Annotated in this window: 16 protein-coding genes; all 16 read right to left on the reverse strand. The window is 67.6% G+C overall.

Going from position 1 to position 19,125, the window contains the following annotated elements:
* Positions 1–47: 47 nt before the first annotated feature.
* The 16 genes from secG to AC1DB8_RS07095 all read right to left on the reverse strand — a co-directional run bounded on the left by secG (position 48) and on the right by AC1DB8_RS07095 (position 18,983).
* Positions 48–305, reverse strand: a complete 258-nt coding sequence (gene secG, locus AC1DB8_RS07020) for a preprotein translocase subunit SecG (protein ID WP_175323316.1) — start codon at positions 303–305, stop codon at positions 48–50.
* A 49-nt stretch (positions 306–354) separates the two neighbouring features.
* Positions 355–1,170 carry a triose-phosphate isomerase gene (gene tpiA, locus AC1DB8_RS07025; RefSeq protein ID WP_476892586.1) on the reverse strand — a complete coding sequence of 272 codons (816 nt, stop codon included), beginning with the start codon at positions 1,168–1,170 and terminating at the stop codon, positions 355–357.
* An 82-nt stretch (positions 1,171–1,252) separates the two neighbouring features.
* Complete coding sequence (locus AC1DB8_RS07030; RefSeq protein WP_476892587.1) at positions 1,253–2,479, reverse strand: phosphoglycerate kinase; 1,227 nt, start codon at positions 2,477–2,479, stop codon at positions 1,253–1,255.
* A 10-nt stretch (positions 2,480–2,489) separates the two neighbouring features.
* Positions 2,490–3,500, reverse strand: a complete 1,011-nt coding sequence (gene gap / locus AC1DB8_RS07035; protein ID WP_441418683.1) for a type I glyceraldehyde-3-phosphate dehydrogenase — start codon at positions 3,498–3,500, stop codon at positions 2,490–2,492.
* Between the two features lie 276 nt (positions 3,501–3,776).
* Positions 3,777–4,400 (reverse strand): superoxide dismutase, encoded by a 624-nt coding sequence (locus tag AC1DB8_RS07040; protein WP_175323312.1) that lies wholly within the window; start codon positions 4,398–4,400, stop codon positions 3,777–3,779.
* 175 nt (positions 4,401–4,575) lie between these two features.
* Positions 4,576–5,556 (reverse strand): DNA-binding protein WhiA, encoded by a 981-nt coding sequence (gene whiA / locus AC1DB8_RS07045; protein WP_066438143.1) that lies wholly within the window; start codon positions 5,554–5,556, stop codon positions 4,576–4,578.
* A gap of 10 nt (positions 5,557–5,566) precedes the next feature.
* On the reverse strand, positions 5,567–6,586 hold the full coding sequence (locus AC1DB8_RS07050; RefSeq protein WP_476892588.1) for a gluconeogenesis factor YvcK family protein: 1,020 nt from the start codon (positions 6,584–6,586) through the stop codon (positions 5,567–5,569).
* Positions 6,586–7,509, reverse strand: coding sequence for an RNase adapter RapZ (gene rapZ, locus AC1DB8_RS07055; protein WP_175323310.1), 924 nt, complete (start codon positions 7,507–7,509; stop codon positions 6,586–6,588). Before rapZ ends, AC1DB8_RS07050 begins: the two co-directional genes overlap by 1 nt.
* Before the next feature lie 116 nt (positions 7,510–7,625).
* Positions 7,626–9,629, reverse strand: coding sequence for an excinuclease ABC subunit UvrC (gene uvrC / locus AC1DB8_RS07060; RefSeq protein ID WP_441418681.1), 2,004 nt, complete (start codon positions 9,627–9,629; stop codon positions 7,626–7,628).
* Positions 9,630–9,730: 101 nt separating this feature from the next.
* The gene (locus AC1DB8_RS07065) at positions 9,731–10,399 is read right to left on the reverse strand and encodes a lysophospholipid acyltransferase family protein (protein ID WP_175323308.1); all 669 of its coding nucleotides are present in this window, start codon (positions 10,397–10,399) and stop codon (positions 9,731–9,733) included.
* On the reverse strand, positions 10,386–10,790 hold the full coding sequence (locus AC1DB8_RS07070) for an HAD hydrolase-like protein (protein WP_476892589.1): 405 nt from the start codon (positions 10,788–10,790) through the stop codon (positions 10,386–10,388). The genes AC1DB8_RS07065 and AC1DB8_RS07070 overlap by 14 nt, the downstream gene beginning before the upstream one ends.
* Before the next feature lie 178 nt (positions 10,791–10,968).
* Complete coding sequence (uvrA, locus tag AC1DB8_RS07075) at positions 10,969–13,830, reverse strand: excinuclease ABC subunit UvrA (protein ID WP_476892679.1); 2,862 nt, start codon at positions 13,828–13,830, stop codon at positions 10,969–10,971.
* A 165-nt stretch (positions 13,831–13,995) separates the two neighbouring features.
* On the reverse strand, positions 13,996–14,388 hold the full coding sequence (locus AC1DB8_RS07080) for a GntR family transcriptional regulator (protein ID WP_476892590.1): 393 nt from the start codon (positions 14,386–14,388) through the stop codon (positions 13,996–13,998).
* Positions 14,385–16,145 carry an ABC transporter ATP-binding protein gene (locus AC1DB8_RS07085; RefSeq protein ID WP_476892680.1) on the reverse strand — a complete coding sequence of 587 codons (1,761 nt, stop codon included), beginning with the start codon at positions 16,143–16,145 and terminating at the stop codon, positions 14,385–14,387. The genes AC1DB8_RS07080 and AC1DB8_RS07085 overlap by 4 nt, the downstream gene beginning before the upstream one ends.
* A 92-nt stretch (positions 16,146–16,237) precedes the next feature.
* Positions 16,238–18,001, reverse strand: coding sequence for an ABC transporter ATP-binding protein (locus tag AC1DB8_RS07090; protein WP_441418752.1), 1,764 nt, complete (start codon positions 17,999–18,001; stop codon positions 16,238–16,240).
* Positions 18,002–18,203: 202 nt separating this feature from the next.
* Positions 18,204–18,983, reverse strand: coding sequence for a trans-aconitate 2-methyltransferase (locus AC1DB8_RS07095; RefSeq protein ID WP_441418678.1), 780 nt, complete (start codon positions 18,981–18,983; stop codon positions 18,204–18,206).
* Positions 18,984–19,125 lie beyond the last annotated feature (142 nt).

Consider the following 19,125-nt stretch of genomic DNA (forward strand, 5'->3'; position numbering starts at 1 on the left):
GCGGGGAGGGCCGCAAGGCCCATATGAAGTTTTAGAAAACGGGGGTACTAGGAGTCGGCGCCGGTGCTGAAGCGCATCAGCAGGCCGAGGGCGATGATGACGACGCCCCAGGTGACTCCGAGGATGACCGTGAAGCGGTTGAGGTTCCGCTCGGCTACGCCCGAGGAGCTGAGCCCGGAACTCATGCCGCCGCCGAACATGTCGGACAGACCGCCGCCGCGCCCCTTGTGAAGCAGGATGAGCAAGGTCAGCAGGAGGCTGGTGATGCCCAGCAGCACCTGGAGAATGACATGAAGAACGTCCACTACGGCCTTTCAGAAGATGGGGATTGCGGGGGCCAAAGCTGTGTCCGGACTAATCCGTCAGCGTGTGACTCTCGAACCTGACAATATTAGCAAACTCGGCGGCGTCCAGGCTGGCACCGCCGACCAGCAATCCGTCCACGTCGCGTTCCTTGAGGATCGAGGCGGCGTTGTTCGCCTTCACCGAGCCGCCGTAGAGCAGGCGCGTCTTGGCGGCGACCGAGGCGTCGAAGAGGGTGGCGAGTTCGGCGCGGATCGCGGCGCACATCTCCTGGGCATCCTGCGGCCCGGCGACTTCGCCGGTGCCGATGGCCCAGACGGGCTCGTACGCGACCACCAACTCGGCCGCCTGCTCCGCGGTAAGGCCTTCGACGCCGGCCCGCAGCTGGGCAAGCGTGTGGTCCACGTGCGTGCCGGCCTGGCGGACTTCGAGCCCCTCGCCGACGCACAGCACGGGGGTCATGCCGTGGCGGAAGGCCGCCTTGGTCTTGGCGTTGAGGACCTCGTCGGACTCGTTGTGAATGGTGCGGCGTTCGCTGTGGCCCACCAGGACGTAGCGGCAGCCGAGCTTCGCGAGGAACTGTCCGGAAATGTCCCCGGTGTAGGCGCCGGAGTCGAACTGCGAGAGGTCCTGGCCGCCGTAGACGACGTCCAGCTCGTCGCCCTGGACGAGGGTCTGCACGCCGCGGAGATCGGTGAACGGCGGGAACACGGCGACCTCCACCCGGCTGTAGTCGTGTTTGGCGTCGGACAGGGTCCAGGCCAGCTTCTGCAGGAGGGTGATGCCCTGGACGTGGTCCATGTTCATCTTCCAGTTGCCCGCGATGAAGGGCTTGCGGTCGAACTTGCCGTGGGTTGACGTTGTCACGTGATCTCCAAAAGATTCGTAGCAGTGAAAGAGCCGGCAGGGTGCCCGCCTTGCGGGCCGGGCACCCTGCCGGCTGGAGGTTCTAGCGGTCCAGCACGCTCAGGCCGGGAAGTTCCTTGCCTTCAAGGTATTCCAGGCTCGCGCCGCCGCCGGTCGAGATGTGCCCGAACTGGTCATCGGCGAAGCCCAGGGTCCGCACCGCGGCGGCGGAGTCCCCGCCGCCCACGACTGTAAATGCCGCGGTTTCCGTGAGGGCCTTGGCAACGGCCCGCGTGCCGCCGGCGAAGGCCGGGAACTCGAAGACGCCCATGGGCCCGTTCCAGAAGACCGTCTTGGCTCCGTTGATCCGCTCTGCGAAGGCGGCTGCCGAATCCGGGCCGATGTCCAGGCCGATGCCGGAGGCACCAAAGCTGCTGGACTCGATGGCGTCGGCTGACACCGTTTCGTGGTCGGCGTCGGCGGCGAACTTGCTGGCCACCACGACGTCGGTGGGGACAACGAACTCGGTGCCGGCGTCGGCGGCGCGCTTGAGGTAATCCTGGACGACCGGGATCTGGTCCTCTTCGAGCAGGCTGCCGGCGACCTTGTGGTCGGCGGCGGCAAGGAAGGTGAACAGCATGCCGCCGCCCACCAGGATGGTGTCCGCCTTGCCGATCAGGTTGGCAATCACGGCGAGCTTGTCCGAGACCTTGGAACCGCCCAGCACGACGACGTAGGGCCGCTGGGTGTCGGTGGTCAGCTTGCGCAGCACCTCCACCTCGGTGCGGACCAGGTCGCCCTGGTAGGACGGCAGCCGGGTGGCGACGTCGTACACGCTGGCGTGCTTGCGGTGCACGGCACCGAAGGCATCGTCAACGAAGGCGCCGTTGTCACCGGTGAGGGCGACCAGCTCGTCCGCGAAGGCGCCGCGTTCGGCGTCGTCCTTGGACGTCTCGCGGGCGTCGAAGCGGACGTTTTCGAGCACGAGGGCTTCGCCGTCCTGCAGTGCGGCGGCGGCCGCCTTGGCGGATTCACCGACCGTGTCGTCAGCGAGCGAGACCTTGAAGGACGCCAGCTCTGCCAGGCGCGCCACGGCGGGCTTGAGCGAGTACTTCTCCTCCGGGGCGCCCTTGGGGCGGCCGAGGTGTGCCGTGACCAGCACGCGGGCACCGGCGTCCGTAAGCTTCGACAGCACTGGCAGGGAGGCCTTGATCCGGCCGTCGTCAGTGACTGCAGAGCCGTCGAGCGGCACGTTCAGGTCACTTCTGACCAGAACGTACCGCCCGCGGACACCATCAGCGATCAGTTCGTCGAGGGTGTGGAATGTCATGGGTCTTACCCTAGCCCAGCTTCGACGCGACGAGCTCCGTAAGGTCGACGAGGCGGTTGGAGTAGCCCCACTCGTTGTCATACCAGGAAACAACCTTGACCTGGTTGCCGATCACCTTGGTCAGGCCGGAGTCGAAGATGGACGACGCCGGGTCCCCGACGATGTCCGAGGAGACGATCGGCTCATCGGTGTAGGTCAGCAGGCCCTTGAGCTCTTCGGTCTCGGACGCGGCCTTGAGTGCGGCGTTGACTTCCTCGACGGTGGTCTCGCGGGAGACGGTCACGGTGAGGTCGGTGGCGGAGCCGGTGGGGACCGGGACGCGGATGGCGTAGCCGTCCAGCTTGCCCTTGAGCTCCGGCAGCACCAGGCCGATCGCCTTGGCTGCGCCGGTGGAGGTGGGAACCATGTTGATGGCGGCGGCGCGGGCGCGGCGGAGGTCCTTGTGCGGGCCGTCCTGCAGGTTCTGGTCAGCGGTGTAGGCGTGGATGGTGGTCATCAGGCCGCGCTCGATGCCGAAGGAGTCGTTGATGACCTTGGCCAGCGGGCCGAGGCAGTTGGTGGTGCAGGAGGCGTTGGAGATGATGTTGTGCGCGGCGGGGTCGTAGAGGCCGTCGTTCACGCCCATCACGATCGTGATGTCCTCGTCCGAGGCGGGGGCGGAGATCAGGACCTTCTTGGCGCCGGCGTCGATGTGCTTCTGCGCATCGGCGGCCTTGGTGAAGAAGCCGGTGGACTCGATCACGATGTCCACGCCCAGCTCGCCCCAGGGGAGCTTGGCCGGGTCACGCTCGGCAAGGACCTTCACGGTCTTGCCGTCGACGACGATGTTGCCGTCCTTGACCTCGATGGTTTCGGCCAGGCGGCCGCCGACGGAGTCGTACTTGAAGAGGTGTGCGAGGGCTTCCGGGCTGGTGAGGTCGTTGACTGCAACGATCTCGAGGTCTGCTCCCTGGGCCAGGGCGGCGCGGAAGTAGTTGCGGCCGATGCGGCCGAAGCCGTTGATACCAATACGTGTCGTCACGTTTTCAGTCTCCTTGGTGCTCTATCAAGCACGATTAGTTGAGTAGGCGTTCAAGCCAACTAACAGATCCCGCACGCCATTGGGCAGAGATGATTACCAGATCGGAGGGCGACCAGCCACGTTGCTGAAGGCTAACCGCCTTCCGTGATCCATCTTACGTTTAAGTGGACCCGCCCCCGCAAGTGCGGGGGCGGGCAGTCCACGTTTCGGGCCGAACGGCTCGAAATGTGAGCTTTGTTACAGCCTGGTTTCGGCTAAGCGCCGGTTTCGACTGTCCTAGAGGGTGATCAGGCCGGTGGCGTTCTTCCGGGCGGCGTCGAAACGCTTGGCGACGTCGGCCCAGTTCACGATGTTCCAGAAGGCCTTGACGTAGTCGGCCTTGACGTTGACGTAGTCCAGGTAGAAGGCGTGCTCCCACATGTCCAGCATCAGCAGCGGCGTGGTGCCCAGCGCGACGTTGCCCTGCTGGTCGTAGAGCTGCTCGATGACAAGGTTGCCGCCGATCGGCTCGTAGGCGAGGAAGCCCCAGCCGGAGCCCTGCAGGCCCAGCGCCGCGGCGCTGAACTGGGCGCGGAAGGCGTCGAAGGAGCCGAAGGCGTCGTCAATCGCGGCCGCGAGCTCGCCCTCGGGCTTGTCGCCGCCGTCCGGGGAAAGGTTCTTCCAGAACACGGAGTGGTTGATGTGGCCGCCGGTGTGGAACGCGAGGTCCTTGGAGAGGCGGTTGATGTTGGCGAAGTCGCCCTTTTCGCGTGCCTCGGCCAGCTGGGCCAGCGCGTTGTTGGCGCCGGCCACGTAGGTGGCGTGGTGCTTGCTGTGGTGCAGCTCCATGATCTTCGCAGAGATGTGGGGCTCCAGCGCGGCGTAATCGTAGTCAAGTTCGGGCAGTACGTACTCGGTCACAAAATCCTCCAATGTCGTGGACGTGTTCGTCCGGTTTTGCTAACTCTCGGATTGTGCATCCGGATGGTTGGACACCCGGAAGTCTGTGGATGTGGATCCAGTGGGCATAGCCTCCGGTCCTGCTGAGGTATTCCCGGCCGTCGGATCCGATTCTGTCGCTGAATCCCCGCAGTGGCTACTCGTCGAGCATTTCCGGCGTCACGTTCGCCTCGGTGCCGGGAATGCCGAGGTCCTGCGCCCGTTTGTCCGCCATCGCCAGGAGCCGTCGGATCCGGCCGGCGATGGCGTCCTTCGTCATCACCGGGTCGGCGAGCCGGCCCAGTTCGTCCAGGCTGGCCTGCTTGTGGGCCACACGCAGTTCGCCGGCGTATTTCAGGTGGTCCGGGACGTCGTCGCCGAGGATCTCCAGTGCCCGGTCCACGCGGGCCCCCGCGGCGACGGCCGCCTGCGCCGAGCGGCGCAGGTTGGCGTCGTCGAAGTTGGCCAGCCGGTTGGCGGTGGCGCGGACTTCCTTGCGCATCCGCCGCTCCTCCCAGACCATCAGCGCGTCGTGGGCGCCCATCCGGGTCAGCAGCGCCGCGATGGTGTCGCCGTCGCGGATCACGACGCGGTCCACTCCCCTGACCTCCCGTGCCTTGGCCTGGATGCCGAGCCGGCGGGCGGCGCCAACGAGGGCGAGGGCCGATTCCGGCCCGGGGCAGGTGACCTCCATGGCGGAGGAGCGGCCGGGCTCTGTGAGCGAGCCGTGGGCCAGGAACGCGCCGCGCCAGACCGCCTCGGCGTCGGCGGCGGAGCCGTTCACCACCACGGAGGGCAGGCCGCGGACGGGCCGGCCGCGGGCATCCAGCAGGCCGGTCTGGCGGGCGAGGGCCTCGCCGTCGCGCACCACCCGCACCACGTAGCGGCTGCCGCGGCGCAGGCCGCCGCCGGAGACGACGATGATTTCGCTCTGGTGCCCGTAAACCTCGGCAATCGCGGCACGGAGCCGGCGGGCGGTCGAGGCCAAGTCCACCTCGGCCTCAATCACAATCCGGCCGGAGATGATGTGCAGGCCCCCGGCGAAGCGGAGCATGGCGGACACTTCAGCCTTGCGGACCGAGGACTTCTTGATGTCCAGCCGGGAAAGTTCTTCCTTGACTGATGCTGTCAGTGCCATGGCACCTTTCCTACCTGTTCCCGAAAATGTCGTGGTACGCCGTTGCCAGGCGCAGCGGGTCGTGGATCGGCCGGCGGCTCGACGCCCCTACTTTACCCAAGACCACCTCTGCTCCGAGCATCCCGGCCGCCCGCTCGAACTCCGGGAGGTCCGGCACCGACGCGGGGTCCGCCAGCACGACGTCGACGCTGAAGTCCGGTGCGTAGTCGCGCAGCACGCGCAGGTGGTCCGCTGCGGACATTCCGAGGGTCTCCTTGGTGTCCGTGGCGAGGTTCATCGTGAGGCAGCGCCGCGCCTCGGTCTTGCACAGCGCATCGCGCATCTCCGGCAGCAGCAGGTGCGGCAGCACCGAGGTGTACCAGGAGCCGGGGCCCAGGACCACCCAGTCGGCGAGTTCGATCGCGGTCAGCGCCTCGACGCAGGCCGGGGCCGACTCGGGCAGCAGCCGGACGGCTTCCAGCGAACCCGCGACGGCGCACTTGGCCTGTCCGCGGACGGTCTGCAGCCCCGACGTGCCGTCGGGCTTCCCCACCCGCACCTCGCCTTCGATGGTGAGCGGGGTGGTGGACATCGGCAGGACCTGGCCCCGGGCGCCGAGCAGCGCCCCGGCCCATTGCAGCCCGACGACGGCATCCCCGAGCAGTTCCCAGAGGGTGACGATCAGCAGGTTGCCCATCGCGTGTTCGTCGAGCGAACCGCCGCGGCCCTTGCCGGGTTTGAACCGGTGCTGCATGACATCGCGCCAGGTCCGACCCCAGTCGGTGTCGTCGCAGAGTGCGGACAGGGCCATCCGCAGGTCACCGGGCGGCAGGACGCCGTACTCGTCACGCAACCGGCCGGAGGAACCGCCGTCGTCGGCGACCGTTACGATCGCGGTCAGTTCCGAGGTGAGCAACCGCAGGGCGGAAAGTGAAGCGGAAAGGCCGTGGCCTCCGCCGAGGGCGACCACGGAGGGGCCTTTGTCCTGCTGGCCGGCGGAGGCCGCACTGGCGGCCGGCACCAGGGGCAGCGGCCCGGTCAGGAGCGCCATTACTCGCGGCCCAGATCCCGGTGCGTAGTGGTGACCGTGACACGCGGGTACTGGGCAAGCCGCCGCGAGAGTTCAACCGCCACGGCGACGGAACGGTGCTTGCCGCCGGTGCAGCCGACGGCGATGGTCGCGTAGTGCTTGTTTTCGCGCCGGTAGCCGTCCAGGACTGGTTCGAGGGCCAGCACGTAGCGCTCCACAAAGTTGTTGACGCCCTCCGCCTCGAGCACGTAGTCGCTGACGTCCTTGTCGAGCCCGGTGTGCGGGCGCAGTTGCGGAACCCAGTGCGGGTTGGGGATGAAGCGGGCGTCGGCGACGAAGTTGGCGTCCACCGGCAGCCCGTACTTGAAACCGAAGCTCATGACGTTCAGGCGCAGCGCCACCGGACCGGTTTCGCTGAACAGTTCGGTGATGGCGGTCGCGAGGCCGTGGACGTTGAGTGTCGAGGTGTCCAGCACAATGTCCGAGGATTCGCGCAGCTCATGCAGCAGCTCGCGTTCCGCGGCGATGCCGTCGAGGATCCGGCCGCCGCCCTGCAGCGGGTGCGGCCGCCGGCCCTGTTCGAAGCGCCGGACCAGGACGTCGTCGCTGGCGTCGAGGAACAGCACCCGGAAGGTGACGCCGCTGGCTTCGAGGTTGCGCAGCGCGGCGCGGATGTCCGCGAAGAGGTCCTTGCTGCGGACGTCGACGACGACGGCGAGTTTGGAGATGGAGCCCGGGGCGTGGGAGACCAGCTCGGCGAGCGTGCCGAGCATCTGGGGCGGCAGGTTGTCCACCACGTACCAGCCGTGGTCCTCGAGGGCGTCCGAGGCGGTGCTCCGACCGGCCCCTGACATCCCGGTCACCACGAGCAGTTCCGCCTCGATCGGCTTGACGGGGGTCAACCCGTCCGCCTCCATGCCGGATCCTGCCGTTGACTCTGTCATCAGTCGTGCCCCATCTCTGCTGTCTGCTCTGCCGTGAGGCCGGCGCACGCGGCAGTTGCCTGCCCGCCGTGCGCCGTACCTCAGCTCCTTACCCTAGCTAAGATTGCCGGAGCTAGCTAAGTTTCGAGGATTTCGCCGGTTGTCATGTTGACGGCCGGCGCGGCGGGCCCTTCCGTGTCCTCCGCCGCGTTGAAATGCCGCACGATTGCCCCGGCGAGGGCTGGTCCGACCCCCTTGGCGGCCGTCAGCTCCTCGACCGTGGCGGCCTTGATGCTTTTCACCGAGCCGAACTGGTTCAGGAGCGCCTTGCGCTTGGAGTCGCCGAGGCCGGGCACGCCGTCCAGCGCGGAGACTGTCATGGCCTTGCCGCGCTTTTGCCGGTGGAAGGAGATGGCGAAGCGGTGCGCCTCGTCCCGGATCCGCTGCAACAGATAGAGACCGGCCGAGGCGCGCGGCAGGATGACCGGGAAGTCGCTGTCCGGCAGCCAGACCTCCTCGAGCCGCTTGGCGAGTCCGACCACATAGACATCCTCGATGCCGAGCTCTTCGAGGGCCTTCGCTGCCGCGTTCACCTGCGGCTTGCCGCCGTCGACGACGACGAGGTTGGGCGGGTAGGCGAATTTCGTCTTCGGCGCCGGCGTCGTGGTGTCCGCGACCGGGGCCACGGCGGCGGCCTGGGCGACGGCCAGCGGCCCGGAACCGTCGGCCGTTTTATCGGCTTGTTCCTGCAGGTAGTTCCGGAAGCGGCGGGTCAGGACGTCATGCATGGCCGCCGTGTCGTCGTTGGCCGCGGCACCGGTGACCGAGAATTTCCGGTAGTCGGATTTCTTCGGCAGGCCGTCCTCGACCACCACCATGGAGCCGACCACGTTGGTGCCCTGGATGTGCGAGATATCGAAGCATTCAATCCGCATCAACGCGACCGGCAGATCCAGGGCTTCCTGCAGTTCCTGGAGCGCCTGGGAACGCATCGTCAGGTCGCCGGCGCGCCGGGACTTGTGCAGCTTGAGGGCGTGTTCGGCGTTGTCCCGGACGGTGGAGAGCAGCGTGGCCTTGTCGCCGCGCTGCGGGACACGAATGTCCACCCGGGCCCCCCGCAGCCCGCTGAGCCATTGGGCGAGTTCGGCGGCGTTGCTGGGCTCGGCCGGCACCAGAACCTCGCGGGGCATCCGGCCTTGGCTTTCGCCTTCCTCGCCGTAGACCTGTTGGAGCAAGTGCTCGACGAGGTCGGGCGTGGTGGTGTCCTCGACCTTTTCCACCACCCAGCCGCGCTGGCCGCGGATCCGGCCGCCCCGGACGTGGAAGACCTGGACTGCGGCCTCAAGCTCGTCCTCGTGCAGCGCGAACACGTCGGCGTCGGTATCCTCGGCCAGGACCACCGCATTGCGTTCAAAGACCTTTTTCAGCGCGATGATGTCATCGCGCACCCGGGCCGCGCGTTCGTAGTCGAGCTCCGCGACGGCGGCGGCCATGTCCTTCTCGAGCCGGGACACGAAGCGCTTGGCTTCGCCGCCCATGAAGGCGCAGAAATCCTCGGCCAGGGCCCGGTGGTCCTCCGCCGAGATCCGGCCGACGCAGGGCGCCGCGCACTTGTCGATGTAGCCGAGCAGGCAGGGACGGCCGCTGGCTTCTGCGCGTTTCAGGACGCCGGGGCTGCAGCTGCGGACCGGGAAGACCCGCAGCAGGGTGTCCATGGTGTCGCGGATGGCGCCGGCCGTGTAGGGCCCGAAATACCGGGTCCCCTTGCGCCGTTCGCCGCGGAGGACCTGCACCCGGGGGTACTTCTCCCCCATCGTGACGGCGAGGTAGGGGTAGCTCTTGTCATCGCGGAACATGACGTTGAACCGCGGCTTGAATTCTTTGATCCAGGTGTATTCGAGCTGCAGGGATTCCAGTTCGCTGCCGACGACGGTCCATTCCACGCTGCTGGCGGTGTGCACCATGGCATACGTCTTGGGCAGCAGGCCCGCGGGGTTGGCGAAGTAGGAGTTCAGCCGGGACCGGAGGTTCTTGGCCTTGCCGACGTAAATGACCCGGCCATGCGGATCGCGAAAGCGGTACACGCCCGGGTTGGTCGGGATCTCCCCCGTCTGGGGACGGTAACTAGCTGGATTTGCCACTAGTCCATTCTACTAAGCCGGGCGGGACCGCCCCGACCGTCGGCTCCCGTGCGGGTGTGGCGGACGGGTGACCGGACGGGTGTCCGCGGCAGGGAGCAGCGCTAATCGACGCTTTTGCTCTGGTTGTAGGTGGTGGCCCGCTGCTGGCCGCTCAGTTCGGCGATGGCGTCCATGATCCGGTCCGTGACCTGTCGGCGCGCCGGCAGGGAGTGGTCCGGGCCGGTTTTGTCGAAGTACAGGGGCTCGCCCACCTTCATGGTGAAGTGCTGCGGTGTCACCTTGTTGCTGTCCGCCGGCTGCAGGTTTTCGGTGCCGATCAGGCCCACCGGGATGACCGGGGCGCCGGTGGTGAGGGCAAGCCAACCGACGCCGGTGCGTCCGCGGTAGAGAATGCCGTCACGGGAGCGGGTGCCCTCCGGGTAGATTCCAACGCCCTTGCCCGCGTCGAGGATGTCCAGCAGCGTCTTCAGCGCCTGGACGCTGGCGGCCTGTTCACCGCGTTCGACCGGAATGGAACCGACGGCTTCGAAGAAGGACTTCATCAGCTTGCCCTTGGCGCCGCCCGTGGTGAAATATTCCGCTTTGGCGAAAAAAGCCACGGGGCGCGGCATGAGGGCCTGGACGATCACACTGTCGAGGAAGGACAGGTGGTTCGGCGCCACGATGAAGGGACCCTCCTTGGGCACGTTCTCGAGGCCGATCACGGTGGGACGGCAGGTCGAGGAAATGAGCCCGCGGGTCGTCCAGCGGATCGCGTCAAACATTGCCAATGGTGTGCACCTCATTCAGGGCTGTGGTCCCCGGGCATTCGGAGAGTCTGGTGATCGTAGCGTGAAGCGCCGCAGTGGTGTGCACGATCTCGACGGCGCCGGCCGCGTGGAGTTCGCCGTCGGGCGCAAAACCCCAGCCTACGCCGACACAGTCCGATCCGTTCGCAGCCGCCCCGGCCACGTCCTGCGCCCGGTCCCCCACCATGACGGCCTGGCCTGCGGGGACGGGACCCGCCCCCGGCCCGGCGCCGGCCTCGTCAGCGACGGACTTCCCCGGATGCGGGAGGCGAAGTTCGGTGAGGGGCGCTGCGATTCCGTCCGCTGTCCCCCCGGCAGGATCGACAAGAGTGCCGTCGAGGTCGAAGATCACGGGCACGGTTGTAGGCGTCACGGGCCTAGTTTCTCACGAGTGCGCGGCTGCCAGAAATTCACATACTCCTTCGGGAATACATCGTGGGTACTTCGCTTCGCGACGACGCGCAAATGCCCTGCCGCCGCCGGAAGTCCGGTAGCGGCAGGGCATTTGCGCGTCATGGGGCGGGTGTCGCCTCGCAGTCAGCGAACCCCGGTCAGCCCAGGATGTCGGCCAGGAAGGCCGCTGTGTGGCTTTCCTTGGACTTGGCCACCTGCTCCGGTGTTCCAGAGGCAACGATCCGGCCGCCGCCGGAACCGCCGTCGGGTCCCAGGTCCACGATCCAGTCGGCGCTCTTGATGACGTCCAGGTTGTGCTCGATCGTAATCACGGTGTTGCCCTTTTCGACCAGGCCCTGCAGCACCATCAGCAGCTTGCGGATGTCCTCGAAGTGCAGCCCGGTGGTGGGCTCGTCCAGGACGTAGACGCTGCGGCCGTTGGAGCGCTTCTGCAGCTCCGCGGCCAGCTTCACGCGCTGCGCCTCGCCGCCGGAAAGGGTGGTTGCAGGCTGGCCGAGCCGCACGTAGCCGACGCCGACGTCGACCAGGGTCTTGAGGTGCCGGGCGATCGGCGAGAACGCGGCGAAGAACTCGGCGCCCTCCTCGATCGGCATGTTCAGGACGTCCGCGATGGTCTTGCCCTTGTAGTGCACCTCGAGCGTTTCGCGGTTGTAGCGGGCGCCGTGGCAGACCTCGCAGGGCACATACACGTCCGGCAGGAAGTTCATCTCGATCTTCAGCGTGCCGTCGCCGGAGCAGGCCTCGCAGCGTCCGCCCTTGACGTTGAAGGAGAATCGGCCGGGCTGGTAACCGCGGACCTTGGCCTCGGTGGTCTCGGCAAAGAGCTTCCGGATGTGGTCGAAGACGCCCGTGTAGGTGGCCGGGTTGGACCGCGGGGTGCGGCCGATGGGGCTCTGGTCGACGTGCACCACCTTGTCCAGGTGCTCGAGGCCCTGGACCGTCTTGTGCCGTCCGGCGACCTGCTTGGCGCCGTTGAGCTTGTTGGCGAGCACCTTGTAGAGGATCTCGTTGACAAGGGTGGACTTGCCGGATCCGCTGACGCCGGTGACGGCGGTGAACAGGCCCAGCGGGAAGGCTGCGTCCACGTTCAGCAGGTTGTTTTCCTTGGCGCCGACGACTTTCAGCTCGCGCTTCTTGTCGTACTTGCGCCGCTTCTTCGGCACCTCGATGGACTTACGTCCGGAGAGGTAATCGCCGGTCAGGGACTCGGTGTTCTTCAGCAGGTCCTGGTAGGACCCGGAGTGGACCACCATGCCGCCGTGCTCGCCGGCGCCCGGTCCGATGTCGACCACCCAGTCCGCCTCCTGGATGGTGTCTTCGTCGTGCTCGACCACGATCAGGGTGTTGCCGAGGTCCCGGAGCCGGGTGAGGGTTTCGATCAGACGCCGGTTGTCGCGCTGGTGCAGGCCGATCGAGGGCTCGTCGAGGACGTACAGCACGCCGACCAGGCCGGAACCGATCTGGGTGGCCAGGCGGATGCGCTGGGCCTCGCCGCCGGACAGGGTGCCGGAGGGCCGCTCCAGGTTCAGGTACTCGAGGCCGACGTCGAGCAGGAAGGTCAGGCGGGCCTGGATCTCCTTGAGGACCTGGTGGGCGATCTGGGCCTCCCGGCCGGTGAGGACCAGGGTGTCCAGGAAGTGCGCGCATTCGCGCATCGGCAGCGCGGCGACCTCGGCAATCGACTTGCCGTTGATCAGGACGGAGAGCGACGCCGGGTTCAGCCGGGCGCCGTTGCAGGCCGGGCACGGGACCTGGCGCATGTACTCCTCGTAGCGGTCCCGCGCCGAGTCGGAATCCGTTTCCGTGTGCTTGCGGTGCACGTACTGGACAACGCCCTCGAAGCCGGTGCTGTACTTGCGTTCCCGGCCGAAGCGGTTGCGGTACTGCACCACGACCTTGTGGTCCTTGCCGTGCAGCACGGTCTGCCGGGCCTCAGTGGAGAGCTTCTCCCAAGGCGTGGTCATCTTGAAGCCAATTTCCTTGGCCAGGCCGCCGAGGAGCCGGTTCCAGTACTCGGTGGTGGCGGTGCCGAGCGACCAGGGCGCGATGGCGCCTTCGGCGAGGGAGAGCTCCGGGTTGGGGATGAGGAGTTCTTCATCGACCTCGAGCTTGGTGCCGATGCCGCTGCAGGCGGAGCAGGCGCCAAAAGGATTGTTGAAGGAGAACGAGCGGGGTTCGATTTCGTCGATCGCGAGGGGGTGCTCGTTGGGGCAGGCGAGGTGCTCGGAGAAGGCACGGATCCGTTCCGGGTCATCCGCCTCGAGGTCGACGAATTCGGCCAGCACGCGGCCCTCGGCAAGGCCCAGGGCGGTTTCCACCGAGTCGGTGAGGCGCTGGCTGATGCCTTCCTTAACGACGAGGCGGTCCACCACCACCTCAATGGTGTGCTTGAACTGCTTGCCCAGCTTGGGCGGATCGCTGAGCTGGATCAGCTTGTCGTCCACCCGGGCCCTTGAATAGCCCTTCGCCGTGAGCTCCTTGAACAGTTCGACGAACTCGCCCTTGCGGCCGCGGACCACCGGTGCCAGCACCTGGAACCGGGTGCCCTCGGGCAGTTCCAGGAGCTGGTCGACGATCTGCTGCGGGGTCTGCTTGGTCACCGGCTCGCCGCAGACGGGGCAGTGCGGGCGTCCCACCCGGGCCCAGAGCAGGCGCATGTAGTCGTAGATCTCGGTGATCGTGCCCACGGTGGAACGGGGGTTCTTGCTCGTGGACTTCTGGTCGATCGACACCGCGGGCGACAGGCCTTCGATGAAGTCGACGTCGGGCTTGTCCACCTGGCCCAGGAACTGGCGGGCGTAGGCGGAGAGCGACTCCACGTAGCGCCGCTGTCCCTCGGCGAAGATGGTGTCGAAGGCCAGCGAGGACTTGCCGGAGCCGGAAAGGCCGGTGAAGACGATCATCGCGTCGCGCGGCAGGTCGAGGTCGACGTTGCGCAGGTTGTGTTCGCGCGCGCCCTTCACGACGAGTCGGGACAGGTCCGGGCGGGCCAGCTCTATGCCCGACGAGGCCGGGCTGGACGGCTTGGGGCCTGCCGATTTTCCGGACTTCACCGGTACGGCGGCGGGCTGGACATCAACGGCGGGTTCTTCAGCTACGGCTTTAGGCACGCCTCCAATGCTAATCGAAAACTTCTTCGAATATCCATTCGGAGGGCCGGTGTGCTATTGGCGGTCGTACGCCGCCGCCAGTAGTTGAACGGCCTCGGCGAAGCTGGCGCCCTGGGCTTTGGCTGCCGCCGCGAACTCCGAGGCGGCAGCGGTAAGCGAGCCCCAGGCCTCGTCCCGGGCACAGACGACGGTGCCGTTCCGGCCGCGGGTCGCGACCACGCCGGCGGCCTCGAGTTCCTTGTAGGCGCGCGCCACGGTGTGCGGCGCCACCCCCAACTCCCCTGCCAGGCTGCGGACGGCCGGCAGGCGGGTGCCCGGCGCCAGGGTGCCGTTGTCCGCCTGCTCGATGATGTTCAGCCGGAGCTGCTCAAACAGCGGCACCGAGCTGCCCGTGTTTGGCTTCCAGCTGCCTGGAAATTGTGCGGCGGCACGTTCCGCGGAACTCACAGCTCAGGCTCCAGAACGCTCTCGGGCTGTTTGCGGCCGGCGAACTGGGCCCGGTAGAGGGCGGCGTAGAAACCGCCCCCCGCCATCAGTTCCTGGTGGTTTCCCTGTTCAACAATCCGTCCGTGGTCCATGACCAGAATTAGATCAGCGTCCCGGACCGTGGACAAGCGGTGGGCGATCACGAAGCTGGTCCGGCCCTGGCGCAGCCGGGCCATTGCCTGCCGGATCTGGGCTTCGGTGCGGCTGTCCACCGAGCTGGTGGCCTCGTCGAGGATCAGGACGCCGCGGCCGGCCAGCTGCGCCCGGGCGATCGAGATGAGCTGGCGCTGGCCCCGGCTGAGGGAGTCGCCGTCGTTGCCGAGCATGGTGGCATAGCCGGCCGGGAGGGCGCGGACGAACTGGTCCACGTGGCTGGCCTGCGCCGCGGCGATGATCTCGCCGTCGCTGGCGCCGGGCCTGCCGTATTCGATGTTCTCCCGGATGCTGCCGGTGAAGAGCCAGGCGTCCTGCATCACGATGCCGAAGGCGGACCGCAACGCGTCGCGCGGTATTTCGGCGATGTCGATGCCGTCCACGGTGATCCGCCCGCCGTCCAGCTCGTAGAACCGCATCAGGAGGTTGACCACCGTGGTCTTTCCGGCTCCGGTCGGCCCGACGATAGCGACGGTCTGGCCCGGCTCGACTGCGAAGGAGAGGTCCTCCACGACGGGGGCACCGGGACCGTAGCCGAAGGTGACGCTTTCGAAGCTGACCCGCCCCGGAGGTGCGGGCTCCGCGGCGCCGGCACGGGCGGCGGCGGCACGGGCGGCGCCAGCGGCAGAGGGCGCAGCATCCGCGGGGATTTCCGGTGCGTCCAGCAGCGCGAAGACGCGTTCCGCGGAGGCCACGCAGGACTGCATCAGGTTGAGCATTCCGCCGATCTGGCCCATTGGCTGGCTGAAGAGCCGGCTGAACTGGATGAAGGCCTGGACGCCCCCGATCGTCATGGTGCCTGCGGCCACCTGAAGCGCGCCGATGACGGCGACGGCGATGTAGTTGAGGTTGGAGACGAAAATCATCAGGGGCTGCACGACCCCGGACACGTACTGAGCGCTCGAAGCTGCCCGGAACAGCCGCGTATTGCTTTCCCCGAAGGTGGCCGCGGCCGCCCCCTGCCGGCCAAATGCCTTGACCACTTCGTGCCCGGTGAAGAACTCCTCCAAGTGGGCATTAAGTTCACCGGTGCTGGACCACTGCTCGGTGAAGTGCGCCTGCGACCGCCGCGCCACGAACACGGTGATCAAGGTGGAGACCGGGACCGAGGCCAGCGCAATCACGGCCAGCAGCGGCGAGAGCCATAACATCATGGCCAGGGCGCCGGAGAGCATCAACACCGACATGATCAGCTGGTTGAGCAACTGGTTGAGCGCCTGCGAGACGTTGTCGACGTCGTTGGTGGCCCGGCTGAGTACGTCGCCCCGGTGCTGGTCGTCGAAATGGCTGGAAGGCAGCAGATGGAGCTTTTGTTCGACGGCGGCGCGGAGCCCGTAGCCGAGCCGCTGCACCGCCGTCGCCGTCAGGGCGCCCTGGATCCAGCTGAACAGCGAGGCGCCCAGGTACATCAAGGCGACCGCTAGCAGCAGCCGGCCGAGCCTGCGCTCGTCGAAGGTGCCGCCGACGACGCTTTGGACCACGACGTCGGTGGCGTCGCCAAGGTATTTGGGGGCCGCCACGTTCAGCGCCGCGAAGGCGCAGGTGGCGGCGATGGCACCGGCCATGCGGCGGCGTACCGGCGTCAGGAGTCCCAGCAGCCTTCCGGCCGTCCGCCATTTGCTTGCAGCCGTTCCGCCCCGCGCGGCGACATCCGCGCTCACGGAGTTTCCTCCAGCACCAATTGGGAGGCGGCGATCTCCTGGTAGGCCCGCGACGACTCCATCAGTTCCTGGTGGGTGCCTTTGGCCACCAGCCGGCCGTCCTCGAGCACGAGGATCAGGTCCGCCTTCTCGATCGTGGACACGCGTTCCGCCACCACCAGGACGGTGGCCGCCCGCAGCGCCGGTTCCAGGGCGGCGCGTAGCCTCTCGTCGGTGCCGTAATCAAGGGCGGAGAAACTGTCGTCGAAGAGGTAGACGGGCGCGGGCCGGAGGAGTGCCCGCGCGATGCACAGGCGCTGGCGCTGCCCGCCGGAAAAGTTTGTGCCGCCCTGGCTGACCGGCGCCTCGAGGCCGCCCGGGAGGTCGCGGACAAAGTCGCCCGCCTGGGCGGTCCCCAGGGCCTGCCACAGTTCCGCATCAGTCGCGTCCGGGCCGCCCACGCGCAGGTTCTCCGCGAGGGTCCCGGAGAAGAGATAGGAATGCTGCGGCACCACGGAGATCAGTCCGCGCAGCTCAGCAAGCGGCAGCGATCGGGTCCCGCGGCCGCCGATGCTGATGCTGCCCGCCGTCGGGTCAAGGAAGCGCGGCAGCAGATTCAGCAGCGTGGTCTTGCCGCTTCCCGTGGCGCCGATGACCGCCGTCGTGGTTCCGGGAGCGGCCGTGAACGTAACCCCGGTGAGGACCGGGGCTTCGGCGCCGGGATAGGCGAATTCGACGTCGTGGAACTCCACGGTGCCTTCAGTGACGGGTCCGCGACCCGAACCAGGCGGCCGTTCCGGGGGCGGTAGCTTCGCCGGTGCCGGGCCCGGCTCCGGATCGCCGATGGACGGTTCGGTGTCCAGGACTTCCTGGATGCGCTCCGCGCAGGCAGCGGCCCGCGGGGCCGTCGTGAAGACGTACATGGCCATCATGATGGCGATCAGGATCTGCAGGATGTAGGCGATAAACGCGGTCAGCGCGCCGAGGCGCATCTGTCCGGACTGGATCCGGTGGCCGCCGAACCAGACCACCGCGACGGAGGACAGGTTAACCACCACCATGATCATTGGATTCATGCCGGCAACCAGCAGCGCAGAGTCGAGGTTGTTCCTGGTGAGGTCCCTGTTGGCCGCATCGAAGCGCCGGATTTCATGCTCCTGCCGGACAAAGCCGCGGATAACGTTGGCGCCAATGATCTGTTCGCGCAGGACCCGGCTGATCCGGTCGATGAGTCCCTGGCCGCGCCGGTACAGCGGAATCAGCCGGCGCACAATCAGCAGCATGAGTCCCGCGAGAACCGGGATCACGGCCACCACAATCCCGGACAGCGGCAGGTCCTGGCGCACCGCGAGGACGATGCCGCCGATGAAGCTGGCGGGCGCGGCGACGAGCATGGTGAAGACCAGGACGGTGAGGTTCTGGATCTGCGTGACGTCATTGGTGGCCCTGGTGACCAGGCTGGGCGCCCCGAACACGCCGACCTCCTGGGAGGAAAAGGTCTGCACCTTGGCAAAAAGCTCCTCGCGCAACTCCCGCCCCACGCGCATGGCGACGATGGCGCCGAGGTAGCCTGCGGCGATGGCGGCACCGACCTGGAGGGCAGCAACTACCGCCATCCAGGCTCCCAGGCGCAGGATCACGGGCGTGTCGCCGGCGACAATGCCGTCGTCGATAATGGCAGCGTTGAGCGTCGGAAGCATCAGGTTGGCGGTGGTCTGCACGAGCTGCAGGCAAATGATGGCCAGAACGGTCATCCTGTGGGCGACGAGCAGGCGCCCCATCAGGCTAAATAGCACCGAACCTCCATCACTAGAACAGGGCTCGGAATCGGACCAGACCGCGGCCGCCCCCAGACCGCCTTGTCATTGTAAGCCCCATCACATGCCGCTTGTTGTCACACGGCGTGTCACATTCGTCAAAGAGCCCGGCCGGCGGAAGGGTTCGCACCGTGCACCCCCGGGCGGCGGCAGGTCCGGCACCCTCTCAGCTCCGCTTGCGGCCCACGGCGAAGACCCTCCGGAAGGGGAAAACCGTTCCGTGGCCGCCCGGCGGGTAAGCCTCGTTCAGCAGCCGCGCGTAGTCCCGCTCGAACCGGGCGGCCTCTTCCGGCGTGAGCGCGGCCAGCACCGGGCGCAGGCCAGTCCCCCGCACCCACTCAAGCACCGGATCGGCGCCCGGCAGGAGCTGGAGGTACGTGGTCTCCCAGGCGTCGGCATCGCAGCCGGCGTCGAGCATCAGTTCGAGGTAATCCGCAGGCTCGCCCACCACGTCGTTATGCCGCAGCACTCCGGCCAGTCGGGCGGACCACTCATCCGAATCGGCGAGCGTCCGCATGAGGGTGTGCGAGGGGGCGTTGAAATTGCCCGGCACCTGGAGCGCAAACCATGCTCCCGGACGCAGCGCCCCAAGCCAGCGGGGCAGCAGCTCCCGATGCCCGGGCACCCACTGCAGGGCGGCGTTGGTGACGACGACGTCGGTATCCGGCGCGGGCATCCACGCGGCGATGTCCGCCAGGCCAAAGGAAAGGTTGTCCGCCGCGGCTGCGAAGGGGGCTGACTTCGCGAGCATTTCGGCGGAGGAGTCCAGCCCCTGCACCGCGGCGCCGGGCCAGCGCGCCGCCAGCGTGGCGGTCAGGCTTCCCGGTCCGCAGCCAAGGTCGACGACATGCCGCGGAGCCTCGGCGTGGATGCGGGCGGTCAAGTCGAAGAACGGCCGGTCCCGATAGTCGCCGAACTGCACGTACTTGGCTGGATCCCACTTCATGCATTCCTCGCTTCACCGCTCGGGCCGTCAGCCGAAGCCTAACCCGGCAGCGGCCCCGGGGCGCCGCCGCCGCACCGCGGGATGCCGGCCCGGGTGTCGGGCCGGGTGTCGGCCCGGGTTTCCGGCCCGGGTGTCTGGCCGC

It is taken from the genome of Arthrobacter sp. 10N410, from assembly GCF_056394945.1.